Annotated in this window: 17 protein-coding genes and 1 pseudogene; 6 read left to right on the top strand and 12 right to left on the bottom strand. The window is 41.8% G+C overall.

Going from position 1 to position 16,117, the window contains the following annotated elements:
• Positions 1 to 87: 87 nt before the first annotated feature.
• Positions 88 to 795, bottom strand: coding sequence for a DUF4811 domain-containing protein (locus FJU10_RS15325; protein ID WP_081118960.1), 708 nt, complete (start codon positions 793 to 795; stop codon positions 88 to 90).
• A complete protein-coding gene (locus tag FJU10_RS15330) occupies positions 792 to 2,270 on the bottom strand; it encodes an MDR family MFS transporter (protein WP_081118959.1) in 1,479 nt (492 codons plus the stop codon). The genes FJU10_RS15325 and FJU10_RS15330 overlap by 4 nt, the downstream gene beginning before the upstream one ends.
• Positions 2,271 to 2,407: 137 nt before the next feature.
• Here FJU10_RS15330 and FJU10_RS15335 point away from each other — a divergent pair, with 137 nt between their 5' ends.
• From FJU10_RS15335 to spxB, 3 genes are all read left to right on the top strand, one after another.
• The gene (locus FJU10_RS15335) at positions 2,408 to 2,893 is read left to right on the top strand and encodes a MerR family transcriptional regulator (RefSeq protein ID WP_081118958.1); all 486 of its coding nucleotides are present in this window, start codon (positions 2,408 to 2,410) and stop codon (positions 2,891 to 2,893) included.
• A gap of 173 nt (positions 2,894 to 3,066) precedes the next feature.
• Positions 3,067 to 3,759: an N-acetylmannosamine-6-phosphate 2-epimerase gene (locus FJU10_RS15340; RefSeq protein ID WP_140966304.1), complete on the top strand. Its 693-nt coding sequence runs from the start codon at positions 3,067 to 3,069 to the stop codon at positions 3,757 to 3,759.
• Positions 3,760 to 3,886: 127 nt separating this feature from the next.
• On the top strand, positions 3,887 to 5,620 hold the full coding sequence (spxB, locus tag FJU10_RS15345) for a pyruvate oxidase (protein ID WP_140966305.1): 1,734 nt from the start codon (positions 3,887 to 3,889) through the stop codon (positions 5,618 to 5,620).
• A 75-nt stretch (positions 5,621 to 5,695) separates the two neighbouring features.
• Here spxB and FJU10_RS19725 read toward each other — a convergent pair whose 3' ends face one another.
• Positions 5,696 to 5,824 carry a hypothetical protein gene (locus tag FJU10_RS19725; protein WP_005236316.1) on the bottom strand — a complete coding sequence of 43 codons (129 nt, stop codon included), beginning with the start codon at positions 5,822 to 5,824 and terminating at the stop codon, positions 5,696 to 5,698.
• A gap of 410 nt (positions 5,825 to 6,234) precedes the next feature.
• Between FJU10_RS19725 and FJU10_RS15350 the strand changes: the two genes are divergently transcribed.
• Positions 6,235 to 6,780 (top strand): NfeD family protein, encoded by a 546-nt coding sequence (locus FJU10_RS15350; protein ID WP_140966306.1) that lies wholly within the window; start codon positions 6,235 to 6,237, stop codon positions 6,778 to 6,780.
• 25 nt (positions 6,781 to 6,805) lie between these two features.
• The gene (locus tag FJU10_RS15355) at positions 6,806 to 8,260 is read left to right on the top strand and encodes a flotillin family protein (protein WP_096742609.1); all 1,455 of its coding nucleotides are present in this window, start codon (positions 6,806 to 6,808) and stop codon (positions 8,258 to 8,260) included.
• 78 nt (positions 8,261 to 8,338) lie between these two features.
• Here FJU10_RS15355 and FJU10_RS15360 read toward each other — a convergent pair whose 3' ends face one another.
• The 3 genes from FJU10_RS15360 to FJU10_RS15370 all read right to left on the bottom strand — a co-directional run bounded on the left by FJU10_RS15360 (position 8,339) and on the right by FJU10_RS15370 (position 10,663).
• The gene (locus tag FJU10_RS15360) at positions 8,339 to 8,908 is read right to left on the bottom strand and encodes a sugar O-acetyltransferase (protein ID WP_140966307.1); all 570 of its coding nucleotides are present in this window, start codon (positions 8,906 to 8,908) and stop codon (positions 8,339 to 8,341) included.
• Between the two features lie 22 nt (positions 8,909 to 8,930).
• Positions 8,931 to 9,443 (bottom strand): cyclophilin-like fold protein, encoded by a 513-nt coding sequence (locus tag FJU10_RS15365; protein WP_140966308.1) that lies wholly within the window; start codon positions 9,441 to 9,443, stop codon positions 8,931 to 8,933.
• Between the two features lie 122 nt (positions 9,444 to 9,565).
• The gene (locus FJU10_RS15370; RefSeq protein WP_140966309.1) at positions 9,566 to 10,663 is read right to left on the bottom strand and encodes an alpha/beta hydrolase; all 1,098 of its coding nucleotides are present in this window, start codon (positions 10,661 to 10,663) and stop codon (positions 9,566 to 9,568) included.
• 207 nt (positions 10,664 to 10,870) lie between these two features.
• Between FJU10_RS15370 and FJU10_RS15375 the strand changes: the two genes are divergently transcribed.
• Positions 10,871 to 11,761 carry a LysR family transcriptional regulator gene (locus tag FJU10_RS15375; protein WP_140966310.1) on the top strand — a complete coding sequence of 297 codons (891 nt, stop codon included), beginning with the start codon at positions 10,871 to 10,873 and terminating at the stop codon, positions 11,759 to 11,761.
• Between the two features lie 296 nt (positions 11,762 to 12,057).
• On the opposite strand, the gene FJU10_RS15380 is transcribed toward FJU10_RS15375, so the two are convergent.
• From FJU10_RS15380 to FJU10_RS15405, 6 genes and pseudogenes are all read right to left on the bottom strand, one after another.
• Positions 12,058 to 12,519 carry a DUF3788 domain-containing protein gene (locus FJU10_RS15380; protein ID WP_140966311.1) on the bottom strand — a complete coding sequence of 154 codons (462 nt, stop codon included), beginning with the start codon at positions 12,517 to 12,519 and terminating at the stop codon, positions 12,058 to 12,060.
• Positions 12,520 to 12,555: 36 nt separating this feature from the next.
• Entirely contained in the window at positions 12,556 to 13,053 is a 498-nt protein-coding gene (locus tag FJU10_RS15385) for a DUF3788 family protein (protein ID WP_140966312.1), read from the bottom strand.
• 325 nt (positions 13,054 to 13,378) lie between these two features.
• Positions 13,379 to 13,867 (bottom strand): hypothetical protein, encoded by a 489-nt coding sequence (locus FJU10_RS15390; protein ID WP_081118935.1) that lies wholly within the window; start codon positions 13,865 to 13,867, stop codon positions 13,379 to 13,381.
• 59 nt (positions 13,868 to 13,926) lie between these two features.
• Complete coding sequence (locus FJU10_RS15395) at positions 13,927 to 14,229, bottom strand: antibiotic biosynthesis monooxygenase family protein (protein ID WP_140966313.1); 303 nt, start codon at positions 14,227 to 14,229, stop codon at positions 13,927 to 13,929.
• 171 nt (positions 14,230 to 14,400) lie between these two features.
• Complete coding sequence (locus FJU10_RS15400; RefSeq protein WP_189372349.1) at positions 14,401 to 14,748, bottom strand: hypothetical protein; 348 nt, start codon at positions 14,746 to 14,748, stop codon at positions 14,401 to 14,403.
• A 283-nt stretch (positions 14,749 to 15,031) separates the two neighbouring features.
• Positions 15,032 to 16,014 (bottom strand): annotated as a pseudogene (locus FJU10_RS15405) (serine hydrolase domain-containing protein).
• Between the last annotated feature and the right edge of the window lie 103 nt (positions 16,015 to 16,117).

The raw sequence follows: 16,117 nt of genomic DNA on the forward strand, positions 1-16,117 counted from the left end.
CCGTTTTTCAAAAGTATCACGTTCCATATAAAAAAGGGACAGAAGAATCCGATTTGATTCTTCCATCCCATGACTATCTACTCGCTTTTACTTTTTTGCTTCTTCAAGCAATTTTGCCATCGCTTCTTTTTGATAAGCTTCTGTCAATTCAGCGATTTTTGCTTTTTGGGCTGCCTCATCCATAGTTGGATCAGCCATTAATGCAGCTTGCATTTTTTCTTGGACATACGCTTGTCCTTGTGTTTTCATGGTGTCCGCTTGTTCTTTCGCTAAAGAAGCCAGTTTTTTTGCTTGATCCACACTCAAGACTTCCCATGAATCTGGCAATGAGAACGTATTGGTACGGCTGACATATTGGCCATCGTTATCAGCGATTCCGAACAAGAAGCGTGATAGGTCACTTTTATAAACCCAGCGGGTCGTTTTTATTTCCAATTGAGCTGAATCAGCCCCTGTTTCCACGACATTGGTCACTTTATCAGTACCGGTTTGTTTTGGTTCCTCTTGATCAGCATCCGTTTTATACAGGTAGATTTTTTCCGTACCATCTCCTAATGGCTGATACAATAGCAAATCAAAATTCTCGTTATCGGCACTAGAAACCAGTGGGGTTGTTTTAGCAGTCGTTTCTTTTTCCATTCCAAAATGGTAAGTCAAATTGGCCATCAATGCGACGACACTAGCTACGAAGACGAGACCTAAGACCAATGATAAACCTGTTTGCCGCTTGTTTTTGGCAAAGACATTCAATACCGCAAATCCTAACACGCTAAGAACGATCAAAAGCAAGATCATTTGTCCGCACCTCCTTCAAGAACCGTCAATCGTGGTTCTTTTTTCTTTAAGGAGAAGGCGATCAAGAAACCTAAGAAACTAAAGACCGCTGCCACATAAAAGGCGGCATGGTAGCCGGATAAAGTCGCTTCGATTGCTTGGTCTTTGTAGGCCAAAGGCGTTTTATCCAACAAAGAATCACTTGGCAAATTGCCTTTAGTCACGTTTGTCAAGACACTGATCAAGATAGCCGTACCAATTGAGCTGGCTACTTGACGGAACGTATTGTTTACCGCGGTACCGTGACTGATCAAATGACCAGGTAAGGCATTCATTCCTGAAGTCGTTACTGGCATCATCACCATTGAGATCCCGAACATCCGAATCCCATAAAGAATAATGATATGCAAAATCGGTGTATCTTTTGTTAGGAAAGCAAATGGTAAGGTTGCAGCGGTCAAGATAAACATCCCGGTGATGGCTAAACGTTTTGCACCATACTTATCAAAGATCGCACCAGTGATCGGCATCATGATCCCCATGATCAGCGCACCTGGTAATAACATCAATCCTGAATGGAACGCTGATTCACCACGAATGTTTTGGATATACAATGGGAGAACCATTTCAGCACCGATCATCGCCATATTCGTGACCCCTGAAAGGATCGATGCCAAGGTAAAGGTCGTTGATTTGAACACGCGCAACTCTAAGAACGGATGCTCAATGTGCAATTGACGCCATGCAAAGAAAGCAATGAAAAAGACACCGGCTGCAAGAAAACCGATTACTTCAATACTGCCCCACCCTTTGTCACCGACGCTTGAAAAGCCATAGAGCAATGTACCAAAACCAAGCGTTGATAAAATCGCTGAGAACAGATCGATTTTCGGATGCGACAATTCAATCACACTCTTCATTAGAAAGAGCGCTAAGACTAAGACTAAAACGACGATCGGAATGACCATTCCGAACAAATAACGCCAGTCATAATGATCAATGATCCAACCAGATAACGTTGGGCCTAAGGCTGGTGCCAACCCGATAACGATTCCGGACATACCCATGGCTGAACCGCGTTTTTCTGGTGGGAAGATCGACAACATGATATTTTGCAAAAGCGGCATAGAGATCCCTACACCAGCAGCTTGCACTAAGCGACCAATCAATAATGTAGAAAAGTTTGGTGCAGCAAAACAAGCGATCGTTCCAGCCAGGAAGATGCTCATTGCCGTTAAGTAAAGATTTCTTGAGCTGAACTTATTGATCAGCCATGCGGTGATCGGGATCATGATCCCATTGACCAGCAAGAAACCGGTGGTTAGCCATTGGACATCAGATGCTGAGATGTCAAAGGCATCCATCAAGGTTGGAAAAGCCGTTGTTAACAATGTTTGGTTCAAAACAGTACAAAACGTACCGATCAGCAAAACCATAACCAGTAAGGAACGGTTGTAAGGTTTGCCATAGATATCTAAAGGACGACTCGTTGACATATTTCACACTCTTTTCAGTATATTTTTCATAAAACCTTCTTTACTTTAAATCTTTCCCTAACATTTGTCAACCTACTTGACATAAAAGTAAAACAAGTTACAATATTAACAAATACCTTTACAAGAATGGAGTCCGTATGTCTCATCTTTTTCGAAAACTCGTTGATAATGAAAACTTGTTGGTCGGCATCAGCGAACTTAGTCAAATGTGTGCTATCTCCCCTCGCCAATTGCGTTATTGGGAACAAAAAGGATTTATTCAATCGGTCCCACAAGAAGAAAATGCCCCACGAAAATACCGACTGCCCACGGTCGTCAAAGTGGAAATGATCAAAACGTTTTTAGATGAAGGCTTTACGTTAGCCAAGGCTGTAGAAAAAGCCGACAAAAAAATCAAGACCGCCCATCATATTCGCAAAGTGTTTTCTGGGGTTTTACAGAATTTAGAAGTCATCAATGAACGGTTTACGATCATCAGTCTGGGACCAGTAGACGAAGACGGAAAAATCCTCCATATCATTCACGATGAAGAAACAGAACGATTGCAATATGAAGTGTTGCCTGCTAATCAAACGATCGATTTTGAAAAGTTCAAGCAATGCACATCAAAACAAGCGGAATAAAGGATTCCCTATCCTCACCTCCTAATGAAGCAAGCAGCCTTGTGACAGTGCTTGCTTCTTTTTGGTGTTCGCTTTCCTTTTAAAGAAGGTGTCCTTTCATTTACAAGGAAAAAGCCTCATGATATAGTCGAAGGGAGAAACGAACCTTTACAAGAATGGGAAGTGTCATATATATGGAAAAAGAAGCTTTTATCCAACAAATCAAGGACGGAGTAATTGTTTCGTGTCAAGCCTTACCTGGAGAACCCTTATATACTGAAAACGGCGGAGTCATGCCCCTATTGGCAAAAGCGGCTCAAGAAGCCGGTGCTGTTGGCATTCGTGCCAATTCCGTTCGCGATATTCGTGAGATCCAAGCCGCTGTTGATCTGCCGATCATCGGAATCATCAAAAAAGACTATCCACCGGAAGAACCATTTATCACAGCAACCATCAAAGAGGTGCATGAATTAGCCGCTTTACATATTGCGGTGATCGCTTTGGACTGCACCTTGCGCAAACGTCATGATGGCTTGACGATCAATGCCTTTATCAAGCAAATCAAAGCTCTTTACCCCCATCAACTACTCATGGCAGATATCGCCACCTATGAGGAAGGCATCAATGCCTTTGAAGCGGGTGTTGATTTTGTTGGTACAACTTTGTCCGGCTATACGGCGAATAGTCCTACCAATGAGGAACCGGATTATCAGTTGATCCAGCAATTGGTTGCGGCGAAGGTTCCGGTGATAGCCGAAGGCAAGATTCATACGCCAGAGCAAGCAAAGAAAATCCACGAAATGGGTGTGACGGGTATCGTGGTTGGTGGTGCCATCACCCGACCAAAAGAGATCGCCAGTCGATTCGTGCAAGAGCTGCGCAACTGAGTCGTTCATTTCCTAAAATAAGCTTTTCTATGCGCCTTGTGACAGAAGGCGCATTCTTTGTTGTCTTTTTGAGAAACGTTTATACTTAAAAGAGAACGAATGACAACAGAGAAAGCGAGTGAAGAAAATGACAAAAATCAATGCTGGTACAGCAATGATCAAGGTTTTTGAAGCGTGGGGCATCGACCATATCTATGGAATCCCCGGTGGATCTTTCAACTCAACGATGGATGCTTTGTACCATGAACGGCAATCAGTCAAATATGTCCAAGTACGTCATGAAGAAGCGGGTGCGCTGGCAGCAGCGGCTGATGCTAAGCTAACGGGAAAAGTCGGTACGGTTTTTGGTTCTGCTGGTCCCGGTGCCACCCACTTGATCAATGGCTTATATGATGCTCAAATGGATAACGTGCCCGTCGTTGCCTTGTTAGGACAAGTAGCTTCGAGCTCGATGAACTACAATGATTTTCAAGAAATGAATGAAAATCCGATGTTCGCAGATGTCAGTATCTACAATCGCACGGTCATGTCCCCTGAAAGTTTGCCCCATGTGGTGGACGAAGCCATTAAAGCCGCCTACAAATTTAGAGGAGTCGCTGTGGTAACGATCCCGGTCGATTACGGGTTTGCAGAAATCGACGAACAGGAGATTTCAACCGCAAAAAATCATAAGACAGGTGTTCTCCAGCCGGATGAAGACGATTTACGAGCTGCTCTTCCTTATTTTGAACAAGCAAAAAAACCTGTCCTATATATCGGACAAGGTCTCTTTGGTCATTTTGATGCCATCGATGCTTTTTCTAAGCACTTCTCAATGCCTATCGCAGCTTCTGTCTTAGCCAAAGGCATCGTGCCTGATCTTTATGAAAACTTTCTTGGATTTGCCGGCCGGGTTGCGACAAAACCTGCCAATGAAGCTTTAGCAGAAGCTGATCTCATCGTGTTTGTCGGCAGTGACTTCCCTTTCGGACGCCGCTTTTTCAATCCTGATGCCAACTTTGTCCAAGTTGATATCGACGCCTCGAAATTTGGTCGTCGACATCAGACAGATGTCTCTGTTTTAGGAGATGGTGCAACCGCTCTTAGAAAATGGACAGAGATGGCTGCCCCTCGTCCTGCAGATGCTTGGATAAAAGCCAATCAAGAAAACGCTCGGAATTGGCATGCATGGCGTCATAGTTTTGACCATGATTCGCAAGAACCATTGCGTCCCGAACCTGTCTATCGAGAAATCAACCGTATCGCAGCTCCTGATGCCCTGTTTGTCACAGATGTCGGTAATGTGACCATTCACAGTATCCGTCATTTAGAAATGACAGGTGAACAGCGTTTCACAACGTCTGGCTGGTTTGCGACGATGGGCAATGGCGTACCTGGTGGGATCGCCGCTCAATTGAGCTATCCGGATCGTCAAGTATTCACCTTTAGTGGGGATGGCGGTTTCGCGATGCAAATGCAAGACATCATTACTCAAGTAAAATACAATTTGCCGATCATCAATGTGGTCTTTTCCAATGACTCATTTGGCTTCATTGAAGCGGAACAAGAAGATACCGAGCAAACCAAGTTCGGTGTGCAACTAGCCGGTGTTGATTTTGGTAAAGTTGGGGAAGCATTAGGTGCGAAAGGCTTTACGGTAACGAAGGAAGAAGAATTAGCGTCCGTCTTCACACAAGCAAAAGAAAGCCACGGACCCGTCGTGATCGATGTCAAGATCGCCAACGAACGACCTCTTCCTGTCGAAGAACTGAAACTGGATCCTAAGCGCTTCAGTGCTGAAGAAATCGCAGCGTTTAAAGCAAAATACCAAGTCCATGATTTGCCAGCTTTGAGTGAGTTGTACGTGGATTCTGAAGAATAAAAAAAAGAGAGAAAGACAGCAACCCTGTCCTTCTCTCTTTTTTAATCGATCATTTCGTATTAATAAACTATCGCCCTACTTATTATAAATTTTCGGGCCTTTACGCATGTTTTTCCGATCGTTTTTTGGGGATTCCATCTTTTTTGAACGGCCGCCGCCTTGTTTTTTCTTGATTAGTTCTAACATTTTTTCTTTTTGATCCATCGATTCCACCTCTATTTCTTAGCAATACGATCTGTCGGTTGAAAAGAAGTGTCCCTGACTTCTTTTATGTTTGCGAACAACTACTTTATTTCGATTGGGTTAGAGAACAAAATCTGCCTCTTGATGTGTCTACAATCAGCAGTTGCTTTTAACCTTTTTACTACCCTGATTTAATCTACTTTGATTTTCATTGTTTGTCAATGGTTGTTGAAAAAATCATGTGTATTTGAGGCTTCTTCCATCATAACAAACCCACCATTATTATATTATTTAATCAAATTATATAATTATATGAAATATTTTTCTTATTTATTGGTATAATTATAATAGAATACCTATTCTATTCTTTTGCTTCCCTCGATCTTCTTCCGACTGTCTCCTAGCTTTCGTCGTACTCATAATCACACTATATGAAAGGAGGTGGATATGTGCTGCACACTTATGCACCTGAGCAAATTTATTTGTATATTTTGATTGGCTGTGCCATTTTAGCTTTTTTGCTGCTTCTGTTTAGCGATATCTTCGATTTCGATGGTCCAGTAGATCCAATGTTGATCATCCCATGGTTTGCCTTTACAAGCCTCTTCGGTTACTTAGGAGAAACTTTTCTGCCTGGCTATTCGCTCCTGCTTTTCGTCATTAGTGGCTGTCTTTCGACAGGGCTCGTTTTTCTCTTAAATTTTTACGTGCTGATTCCCATGCGGAATGCCGAAGCAACACTTTCGAGTTCTGAGAAAGACTTTGAAGGTCGCATCGCAACGGTGCTGACGCCTATCCCTTGTAAAGGAATGGGCGAAATTCAACTTACAAGTGTCACTGGTTCAAGTAATCGACCAGCTACGGCTTTCCAGCCGATCGATGAGCCATTAGCAGCAGGATCGAAGGTTTTGATTATTGAAGTCAAAGAACGCATTTGCTACGTCGTTCCTTACACAGAAAAATTTTTGAATCACTAAACAAAATCACAAAAGAGGTGTATCTATGGATATTATATTATCACCAATTGTTTTCCCAATCGCGATCGTGGCATTTATTTTGCTAATGCTTTTGATCGTCTTTGTCACGAAATATCAAACAGCCAAGCCCGATGAAGCGTTGATCATCAGCGGAAGCTATCTTGGTAGCAAAAATGTACACGCCGATGAAAGCAACAACAAAATCAAAATCGTGCGTGGTGGCGGAGCCTTTGTTTTGCCAGTGTTTCAACGATCGAATCGAATCAGTTTGCTCTCCAGTAAGTTAGACGTCTCCACACCGGAAGTCTACACAGAACAAGGGGTTCCCGTGATGTGTGACGGAACTTCCATTATTAAGATTGGCTCATCCGTGGAAGAAATCGCAACAGCAGCAGAACAGTTTCTCGGAAAAACCCGGGAAGAATTGGAGAATGAAGCGCGAGAAGTCCTAGAAGGTCATCTGCGTTCGATCCTTGGTTCCATGACTGTAGAAGAAATCTATCAAAATCGTGACAAGTTCAGTCAAAGTGTGCAAGAAGTTGCCTCTGTCGATTTAGCAAAAATGGGCTTGATCATTGTCTCCTTTACGATCAAAGAAGTCCGCGATAAAAACGGCTATTTGGATTCTCTTGGAAAACCTAGAATCGCCCAAGTCAAACGGGATGCTGAAATTGCGGAAGCTGAAGCACTGAAAGAAACCCGCATCAAAAAAGCCCAATCGGAACAAGAATCGCAAACAGCGGAATCAAAACGCATGACCGAAATCGCTGAAGCATTGAAGGAAAAAGAATTGAAACTGGCGCTTTATAAGAAAGAACAAGACATCGCCAAAGCCGATGCCGATCAAGCCTACCATCTACAAAGTGCCATCATGAAACAAAAAGTCCGAGAACAAGAGATTGAAGTCGAAGTCGTTGAACGACAAAAACAAATCGAATTGGAAGAAAAAGAAATCTTACGTCGTGAGAAGCAATTTGATTCTGAGATCAAGAAAAAAGCTGATGCGGATCGTTATGCGCTTGAGCAAGAAGCATTAGCGAAAAAAGCGTCTGCGTTAGCAACCACTGAAGCCGAGCAATTCCGAACAGAGTCCCTGGCAAAAGCCGAAGCCGATAAAATTCGTTTGATTGGTTTGGCAGAAGCCGAGACCACTTTGGCGAAAGGAACGGCAGAAGCCGAAACGAAAGAAAAAATCGCCGAAGCCTTCAAGAAATATGATGAAGCAGCGATCCTTAGCATGATCGTTGAGATCATGCCGCAATTAGTCAAAGAAGCTGCCGCACCATTAGGCAATATCGATAAAATTTCAGTCGTTGATACAGGATCAGGTGAAGGCGGCGGTGCCAATCGTGTCACCAATTACGCCACCAATCTCTTGTCGACCACACAAGAAACATTGAAAGAAACCCTCGGTCTTGATGTGAAATCGTTGATCGAAAACTTCGCCGGTTCCAATACGAGCGAGCCACCTCAAGAATAAGAAAACTGCTGTTCGTCTTCATCGCTTCAAAAGCGACAAGGCGAACAGCAGTTTTTTTCTTACTCATTGCTATTATGCTTACTCAGTAACCTCTTTGACATATTTTGCAGGTACACCAGCCACGATCGTGCGCTCAGCGACATCTTTAGTCACCACTGCCCCAGCAGCAATAACCGCATGGTCACCGATGGTCACACCAGCAACGATCGTTGCATTTGAGCCAATCCAGACATTCTTCCCAATCGTAATGGGTGCTGGATAAAGCGTGCTACGATCTTCAGGGTGAAGTCCATGATTCAAGGTAGCTAGAACAACGTTATGCCCAATTAGGGTACCATCACCGATCGTGATCCCTCCTTGGTCTTGAAAATGACAACCCGCATTGATAAAGACATCTTTGCCAATGCTGATATTCTTGCCATAATCTGTATAAAAGGGTGGAAACAGCGAAAATGTCGGCTCAACTGGTTTTCCTGTCAATTGGGCAAAAAGTTCTTGTAACTCATCAGACTCATGGTAGACTGTATTGATTTTCATCGTGAGTTTTCTCGCCTCTGCACTCAAAGTCACCATTTGTTTTGAAGCTTGCGAACCGCCAAGTAAGGGTTCGCCACTTGCCATGAGTTTGTTTAATTGATCGATCGTCATGTGTTTTACTCCTATTCATTCGTTATTCACGAGGTTTTCTTACCGAAAACATAACCTCTACGTCTTCCGCTCCCAGTGCTTCGTTTAGCCCCACCGGATCTTCAATGACACCGATACGATTATAGCCACCATAAGAATTGGTGAAGGTCTGATAAAACAGCACCAACGTATGACTATTCCAGCTCATGATTTCTCCTTCGTGAATGATTTCCGGCCGTTCTGTAGTCATTTCTGGCAAATTCTCAGAAAAACGATAATATTTCTCGTTGTTGTTCAAGTCACTCATTGTCAACGTGAAGGGCATTTGATTCATTAGGTGTTCAGACGCCTCATTTTCATAGAACTTCGCTATAAAATCCTGTTGTCCAACCGTAATGACGACAGCTGTTGCTGATTCAATAATCGGTTGTTCATGATCCTGACTTGTCTCAGAGGAAGTTTCGCTGGCAGACAGCGCATGCCTTTCATCTATTCCACTTGTCCCACAGGCACTTAGTAGGAGCAGCAAGACAGCAGGGATGAGTTTTATCAGCATGGCTTCGCTCCTTTCTGCTGATGATTCGATGTAGAGGCTAGCAACGGAATGCTTATTTTCTAAAACATGACTGCTCAGAAGAGGAAACAGGCCTGAACAGTCGTGCAGCTGGTTGTTGCTATTTAATTCAAATGTTCTTGGAAGAATTCGGTCATTTGGTCAAAAGGAATCACCTCTATTTGGTCATATAGATCAACATGCGAAGCATTAGGAATGACCGTCAGCTCTTTGTTATCGCCTTGTAATTGCTCAAAGGCGTCTTGACTGAAGTAAAGTGAGTGGGCTTCTTCTCCATGAAGCAATAAAACGGCGCTTCGGATCTCATCGATATACGACAAGAGCGGCATATTTAAGAACGACAGCGATGATGTCACGTTCCAACCGTCATTGGAATTTAACGAACGTTCATGATAGCCTCGTTCTGTTTTGTAATAATCAAAATAATCCTGCATAAAGACAGGCGCATCTTCTGGCAGTGTATCTGGTACCCCACCTGCTCGTTCGTAGCTGCCATTGGCAAAATCGACTGTCCGCTGGGCGTTCAGCTGCTGGCGCAATTCATGGCGTCCTTCAGCTCCCATTTCATCAAAATAACCTTGAGCATTGACTCTCGACATATCATACATGGTGGCCGAAACCGTCGCTTTCACACGGGTATCGATGGCTGCGGCATTCAATGCCATCCCGCCCCAACCACAAATTCCAATCAAACCAATTCTTTCTTCATCTACATTCTCTTGGACCGATAGAAAATCGACTGCTGCTTGGAAGTCTTCTGTATTTATGTCTGGGGAAGCCACATAGCGTGGTTCGCCACTGCTTTCACCTGTATAGGACGGATCAAAAGCGATCGTAACAAAACCACGCTCTGCCATCATTTGAGCATATAGACCAGATGCCTGCTCTTTGACTGCTCCAAAAGGTCCGCTAACGGCGATTGCTGGAAGTGGTCCTTGTGCATCAATTGGTTCATAAAGATCAGCAACTAAAGTGATGCCGTATCGATTCTGGAAAGTTACTTTTCGGTGATTCACCGTATCACTTTCCGGGAAGACTTTATCCCATTCATTTGTAAATGATACATTTTCTGTCATCGTTTCTCCTCCTGAACTGCCTTGTGTTGCTTCGTTTGCCTCCTCGTTATTGCTGCTGCAAGCACCTAAAACCAGCGGTACCAGCAAAACTAAAGACACAAGGGCCTTCTTTTGCCATTTTTTCATTTCTTTCGCCTTCTTTCTCGGTCAACTATCCTGTACCTTAGGGCGATCCTCCAATTTTCCTCAACTGATCAAGGTGTGAATTATCACTTTTTCTTGATTGAGCTATTTTTGGATAAACCTATTGTACTTGCAGCATCTTTCTATGTAAAATACTAATATCAAATACCTAACTATTCATATAAAGCATAGAAAAAGGAGTGTAGACCTATGGAATTAAAAAATTTAACCACCTTTCTAGCAGTTGCAGAAAAAGAAACGATTTCAGCTGCCGCAAAACATCTACATCTCTCTCAACCATCCCTGTCACGACAGTTAATGGACTTAGAAAAAGAATTGGGCGTGACGTTGTTCACCCGAGGCAATCGCAAAATCACACTAACAGAAGACGGACTGTTGTTTCGTAAACGGGCGGAAGAAATCGTAGAATTATTAGAAAAGACCCGCTCAGAATTTTTGTCGCCTCGAGATACGATCGCCGGCAATGTATCGATCGGAGCTGGAGAAACTTATGTGATTCAGTTGCTAGGAGCAATCATCAAAGAAGTCCAAGCTGAATACCCCAACATCAAATTTCACTTTTATAGCGGCAACGCCGATGAAGTCAAAGAACGTTTGGATAAAGGATTGTTGGATTTCGGTGTCGTAATCAGTCCAGCAGACGTCAAAAAGTACCATTCCTTACGCTTACCTGCCAAAGATACCTGGGGCGTGTTGATGCGAAAAGACAGTCCTCTAGCTGTCAAAGAAGTCATTACTCCAAAAGATCTCTGGGACGTTCCCTTGATTACTTCGCGACAAAGTTTGGTCAGCAGTGAACTTTCTAAATGGTTGAAAAAAGACCTGAAAAAATTGACGGTCGTCGCCACATATAACCTTGTTTACAATGCATCCAAGCTGGTAGAAGAAGGTGTCGGCTACGGCTTGACCCTAGATAAATTAGTCAACTTCGCCCCTGACAGTCCTTTATGTTTTAGAAAATTGAGTCCTGCATTGGAATCAAACCTTGATGTCATCTGGAAAAACACCCAAGTTTTTTCAAAGGCTTCTGGACTTTTCTTGGAGCGGATGAAGGAACAGTTTTCCGAGGACAGTTATTGAAAAATAAAAAACTAGGTGCTTCATCTTTTGACATGAAACACCTAGTTTTTCTTTATTAAATAAGATGATTTATTAGTTAAAATCAGTTAAGGCATTTTCTCTCTTGAACTTGGACGTCTTTTTCCATCTGCAGAAATAGATAAAAAATAGTCTACGCCCTTTAAATCACAGTTGCTTATCACGGATTCCCCAAAAGTTATTGCACTTTCCGATAGCTATGGGAAAAAAATATACAAAATTCCTTAGTTTTTAAGAACGACAAATATAAGAATTTTATTTTCTCGAATGAAAATTGCCTAAATAGAATGCTTTCGAAACTCAGCGATTTGGTAAATATCATTCAAAGGACTATCACTAGCTACATCAAAAATCACAGAAAAAAACTTCATTTTCGTGCCATTGGTCGGCGCCTTATAAATGGCTTCTTTTGTCTCTTCACTGATTGGTAAAGACAATAACTGTGTTCGGACTTTCTCGCTAAAGTGAAAGGAAACTTTGAAGAAACCCTCCCACATCGAGAGCCAAAAAATCGGTTTCACTTTATTCGTTCCACGAGTCGTTGTCCATTTGTATTCGCCTTTGGACAACCACGCTTTTCCATCTTGGTAATAGCGCCAATCCATAAGAGAGATGCCCTCATTTTCAAGGGTTTCGATAAAACGTTGATAAATGACATATCCTTCACCCAGTGCTTCAGCAATCAGCTGCTCTGTTGGTTTCACGTTTTTGTCTCGAAACAATTGCTTTTTGCCTTCCATCCGTTCACTCAACTCCTTTACTGTCTTCATATTTAATTATTGAAAAAGACAGGTTGTAATCTCTTCGTGTGACATCCCTAAATCTAGTTGGCCAGACTTGTCCCTGTCATCAGGTAATATTTTACGATTAGGTTTACGCTTTATAGAAAGCAAGCGAATGATATCTTCACAAAGCGAGTTATCATAGATATCAAAACCAAGCCATTTACCGTCATGGTAAGTTTTGGCTTGATCATATATATAACCTACTTTTTTACTTAACAGTTCCCGTTCTTCTTCAAATGTCTCTCTTTCCCTTTTACCTAGAACAATACTAGCGATAAAATATCCTTGACGAATTGAGAGAGTAATCAATGTCTTACCACCCCGCCTAAAACGCAAATTGTGATAGTGCTTATGATTAGGATTTCCTTCAGCCCATAACTCATCCATTATATAATAGTTTCGGATATATCCGACTAACATTTCCCAAGCCTCACTTGCTGATCCAAGCATGGTTTTAACCTCATCATATGATTTTATTTCTTTACTCATTTACAAACCTCCTTTTGAAAAGTTCATAGTTTTCAAAAAATCCTTCCCACTAAATGTTGATAATATTACAGTACAAAATAAGCAACCCAGTCCCGTTTACATAAATTTGGCAAATCAGCTGTTGCATAGGCTTCTTTGAGCACTCTTAATATAAGGTTCTGAAAGAATAAAAAACGCTGATATTCAAATATGTAAAAATCCAGGTTCTTTCGTTCGTTGACCACTTGTATCTTTCTTTGTAGAATCATTTTTCATTTTTAATGGCAGCGCATCCAAAAGTGTAATGTGCTCTTTTTCAAACGTCGTTAAATCGTATCTTTATTACCTAACGCTCCAGCAAGCCACTGCATGCTAATTTAATCTTATTGATATCATCAGTGATGATCCAATCATCCATATTTTTTTCACGATTGTATTGAAATGGCGTTATTTCTTCTAATTGAGCGATTTCATAAACAGCTAGATACTTTTTCCCTGCCCAACGATCGACTTGTTTTTTCGATAAATTCAACTCTTTTTCATAGCGTTTTACAAAATCTATGGATTCTTCTTTCGTCATCTTTTCAGATTCAATCACGTTGGCGAGGATGCCCCGATGAGTGATGGTCAAATCGCCGCCGGTCTCCACAAAATAAACAAGATCGTTGATTTTGGCTCTTCCTCCTAATGGTGATTTTCTTCCGGCTGCCCCCCGAATGATCATTGTTTTGTCACCTTGAATCAGTTTCTCAAGCTCTTTGGCTTCCTTATTTAAATAGACCAAATGTTCTGCCCGACCGGCTTTTCCTTGATACCATTCTGCTGTTTTTGTCATAAAAAGTTCCTCTTTTCATATGAATTGTTTTTTGCGCTGTTTATTCCATGGTGGCTAAGTTATTTGAACGTTTTTTCAATCGTATATAGGTGAGAGCGGCAACTGTTTAAATTGATGAACGAATAAAACTTTTGTGCAAAGGCATTTGGCGTGCCGCATCGGGCAAATGCTTCCGCATCTTCTTTCGTTTCGAACTTGGTGATGTCCGCCCAAGTTTCTCCATCTAAGAATAATTCAAAAGAAAGGTATCCTCTTTGTTTGGACATGTATTCTCGGTTTAATTGTTCAACAACACGAACAAATTCCGCTGTTGAAACACCCTTTTTTAATTTGTATGAGTTATGAAAAGCAACCTGTGCCATCGTGTTCCCCTCCTTTCTGATTCCCTCAAAAAATAGAGCACTTAAAAAACGAATAGTTGTCGATTCAACATTCAAATGACTTTTTAACGTCCTGTTGTATTTCCACTTGTAATCTCTAGACAGTTGCAACGAAAAGTCCGTTCAACTGGAGAGCCTTCGATACTGAATCGATCACCCAACAACTTCCCCCAATAGCTTGTCGTGGGGAACGATCAAACATTTTTCCATTGCTTTCCAATAACTTTCATACAACCTTTTTTGAGCTTTGCCATAGTTTTCTTCGGTATCAAACTCCCAATAGTGGGCATATTTCACACATTTTATGACTCTTGTCAATGGATCAGGCAGGCGCCCTTCCTTGATGGTGCTCATTTCTTTAATGTAGTGGGTTCGTTTCATTAATCGAAAGAACATAGCTCCCTCCATGACCTTCATTGCCTCTGTTGCTTCTTGCATGATTGCTTCAAAGGTATCGATTTCACTTGGTTTCACTTGATAGATACTGATTTCTGAAAACACTCCTACCGCTCCTTTCGCTTGTGATTTTCTTCTCAAATATAGTATACCAAGTTTACGACGGTGATTGTTTGGTCATTTTATTCATTTCTTATTTATCTTCCGTTTATTATTCATTTAGCCACCTATATGTGGTACCAAATTGCTAGATTATAAATTCATAATACGAGTAGCCAATTTTTCTCAATAGGTCTCTGCTTGTCGCGATCAAGAAAGGATTCTTAAAACTGTTACCTACAAAAAAGCAGTCGGCTTATGACAGCGGACTGCTTTTACTTATTGCTCGTTATTGAAATAGAAATGGTTTAAGATCTGTCTCGATAAAGTCGATTCGATCAAAGACAGTTGGCTTAAAATAAGCCGTAATGGCGATAACAATCTCTGATTTGGGATCGATGTAAAGGACATTTCCACTATTGCCGATGGCGGCATAGGTGCTTTTCTCAGTATCCAAAATCCACCACAAATATCCATAACTCATGTTTTGAAATTTCTCGATGTTTGTCTCTAGCGGATTGACCATTTCAGTGAGCCATTGTGAGGAAATCACTTGTTTTCCTTGATGGATGCCATGGTTCAAGCATAGCTCACCAATTTTGGCTAAATCTTTTGCTGAAAGACAAAGCCCGTAACCTGCAGTGCCAATATTTAAAGGATCGCAAAACCAAACTGGTTTTTTGGTGCCTTGTCCATCGTAAAGTGCTTATGCTCTTCTGCCGTTTCCGCATAATAACTGGTCATTTCGGCTACACCAAGAGGTCGAAATAAATAATGGTTCGCATAATCAACAGTCGTCATTCCAGAAGCTTTCGCTAACAAACCAGTGAGAATCTGCAGACAAACGGTTTGATAATTAAATTCATTTGTCACTCCTTTTCTTCCTCCCAATAAATCAAGCGAGGCGCTGGTCCAGTCATCACTCGAGCAAACCTTTGTCCATGGATCACCTTTGCATTTATACGGCGCTCGCATCGTTAATAGGTGTTTGATGGTAATGTCGTAAATCGTTTTTTCGCCCCGTTTTACTTGATAGTCTGGAAAATAATCGAGGACTTTGTCATTGACACTCCTGATGAAGCCTTGATCGATCGCTATCCCGACTAGTAGAGAAACGATACTTTTCGTAGCGGACATAAGGTGGCAAGTGTCCTCTGGCTTATACTCATGCCATTCATCCGAGTAAACTTCCTTTCCTTTTTGGTAGGCAGAAATTTGGCAAATATTGGGCTGGTTTTTACTGATACATGCATGCAGTTCTTGTCTATTCATCTGTAAGCCTCCCTTTAAAGATAAGCATAAGGCCATTAAAAATGGTTTTCAACGTTATTTTTAAAATTGTTTTTAACGAATCTTTTAAAAGACTACTAGCGAT

Source organism: Enterococcus sp. OL5, from assembly GCF_006491895.1.
GTDB classification, from domain to species: domain Bacteria; phylum Bacillota; class Bacilli; order Lactobacillales; family Enterococcaceae; genus Enterococcus_D; species Enterococcus_D innesii.

Bases quoted from the DNA above. Each gene is read 5' to 3' on its own strand.
- FJU10_RS15375 (WP_140966310.1), top strand. From the start codon at position 10,871: ATGGAATTAAAAAATTTAACCACCTTTCTAGCAGTTGCAGAAAAAGAA.
- FJU10_RS15325 (WP_081118960.1), bottom strand. From the start codon at position 795: ATGATCTTGCTTTTGATCGTTCTTAGCGTGTTAGGATTTGCGGTATTG.
- FJU10_RS15395 (WP_140966313.1), bottom strand. From the start codon at position 14,229: ATGGCACAGGTTGCTTTTCATAACTCATACAAATTAAAAAAGGGTGTT.
- FJU10_RS15330 (WP_081118959.1), bottom strand. From the start codon at position 2,270: ATGTCAACGAGTCGTCCTTTAGATATCTATGGCAAACCTTACAACCGT.
- FJU10_RS15350 (WP_140966306.1), top strand. From the start codon at position 6,235: ATGAAAGGAGGTGGATATGTGCTGCACACTTATGCACCTGAGCAAATT.
- FJU10_RS15370 (WP_140966309.1), bottom strand. From the start codon at position 10,663: ATGAAAAAATGGCAAAAGAAGGCCCTTGTGTCTTTAGTTTTGCTGGTA.
- FJU10_RS15335 (WP_081118958.1), top strand. From the start codon at position 2,408: ATGTCTCATCTTTTTCGAAAACTCGTTGATAATGAAAACTTGTTGGTC.
- FJU10_RS15380 (WP_140966311.1), bottom strand. From the start codon at position 12,519: ATGGAAGGCAAAAAGCAATTGTTTCGAGACAAAAACGTGAAACCAACA.
- FJU10_RS15360 (WP_140966307.1), bottom strand. From the start codon at position 8,908: ATGACGATCGATCAATTAAACAAACTCATGGCAAGTGGCGAACCCTTA.
- FJU10_RS15365 (WP_140966308.1), bottom strand. From the start codon at position 9,443: ATGCTGATAAAACTCATCCCTGCTGTCTTGCTGCTCCTACTAAGTGCC.
- FJU10_RS15340 (WP_140966304.1), top strand. From the start codon at position 3,067: ATGGAAAAAGAAGCTTTTATCCAACAAATCAAGGACGGAGTAATTGTT.
- FJU10_RS15355 (WP_096742609.1), top strand. From the start codon at position 6,806: ATGGATATTATATTATCACCAATTGTTTTCCCAATCGCGATCGTGGCA.
- FJU10_RS15390 (WP_081118935.1), bottom strand. From the start codon at position 13,867: ATGACAAAAACAGCAGAATGGTATCAAGGAAAAGCCGGTCGGGCAGAA.
- spxB (WP_140966305.1), top strand. From the start codon at position 3,887: ATGACAAAAATCAATGCTGGTACAGCAATGATCAAGGTTTTTGAAGCG.
- FJU10_RS15385 (WP_140966312.1), bottom strand. From the start codon at position 13,053: ATGAGTAAAGAAATAAAATCATATGATGAGGTTAAAACCATGCTTGGA.
- FJU10_RS19725 (WP_005236316.1), bottom strand. From the start codon at position 5,824: ATGGATCAAAAAGAAAAAATGTTAGAACTAATCAAGAAAAAACAAGGC.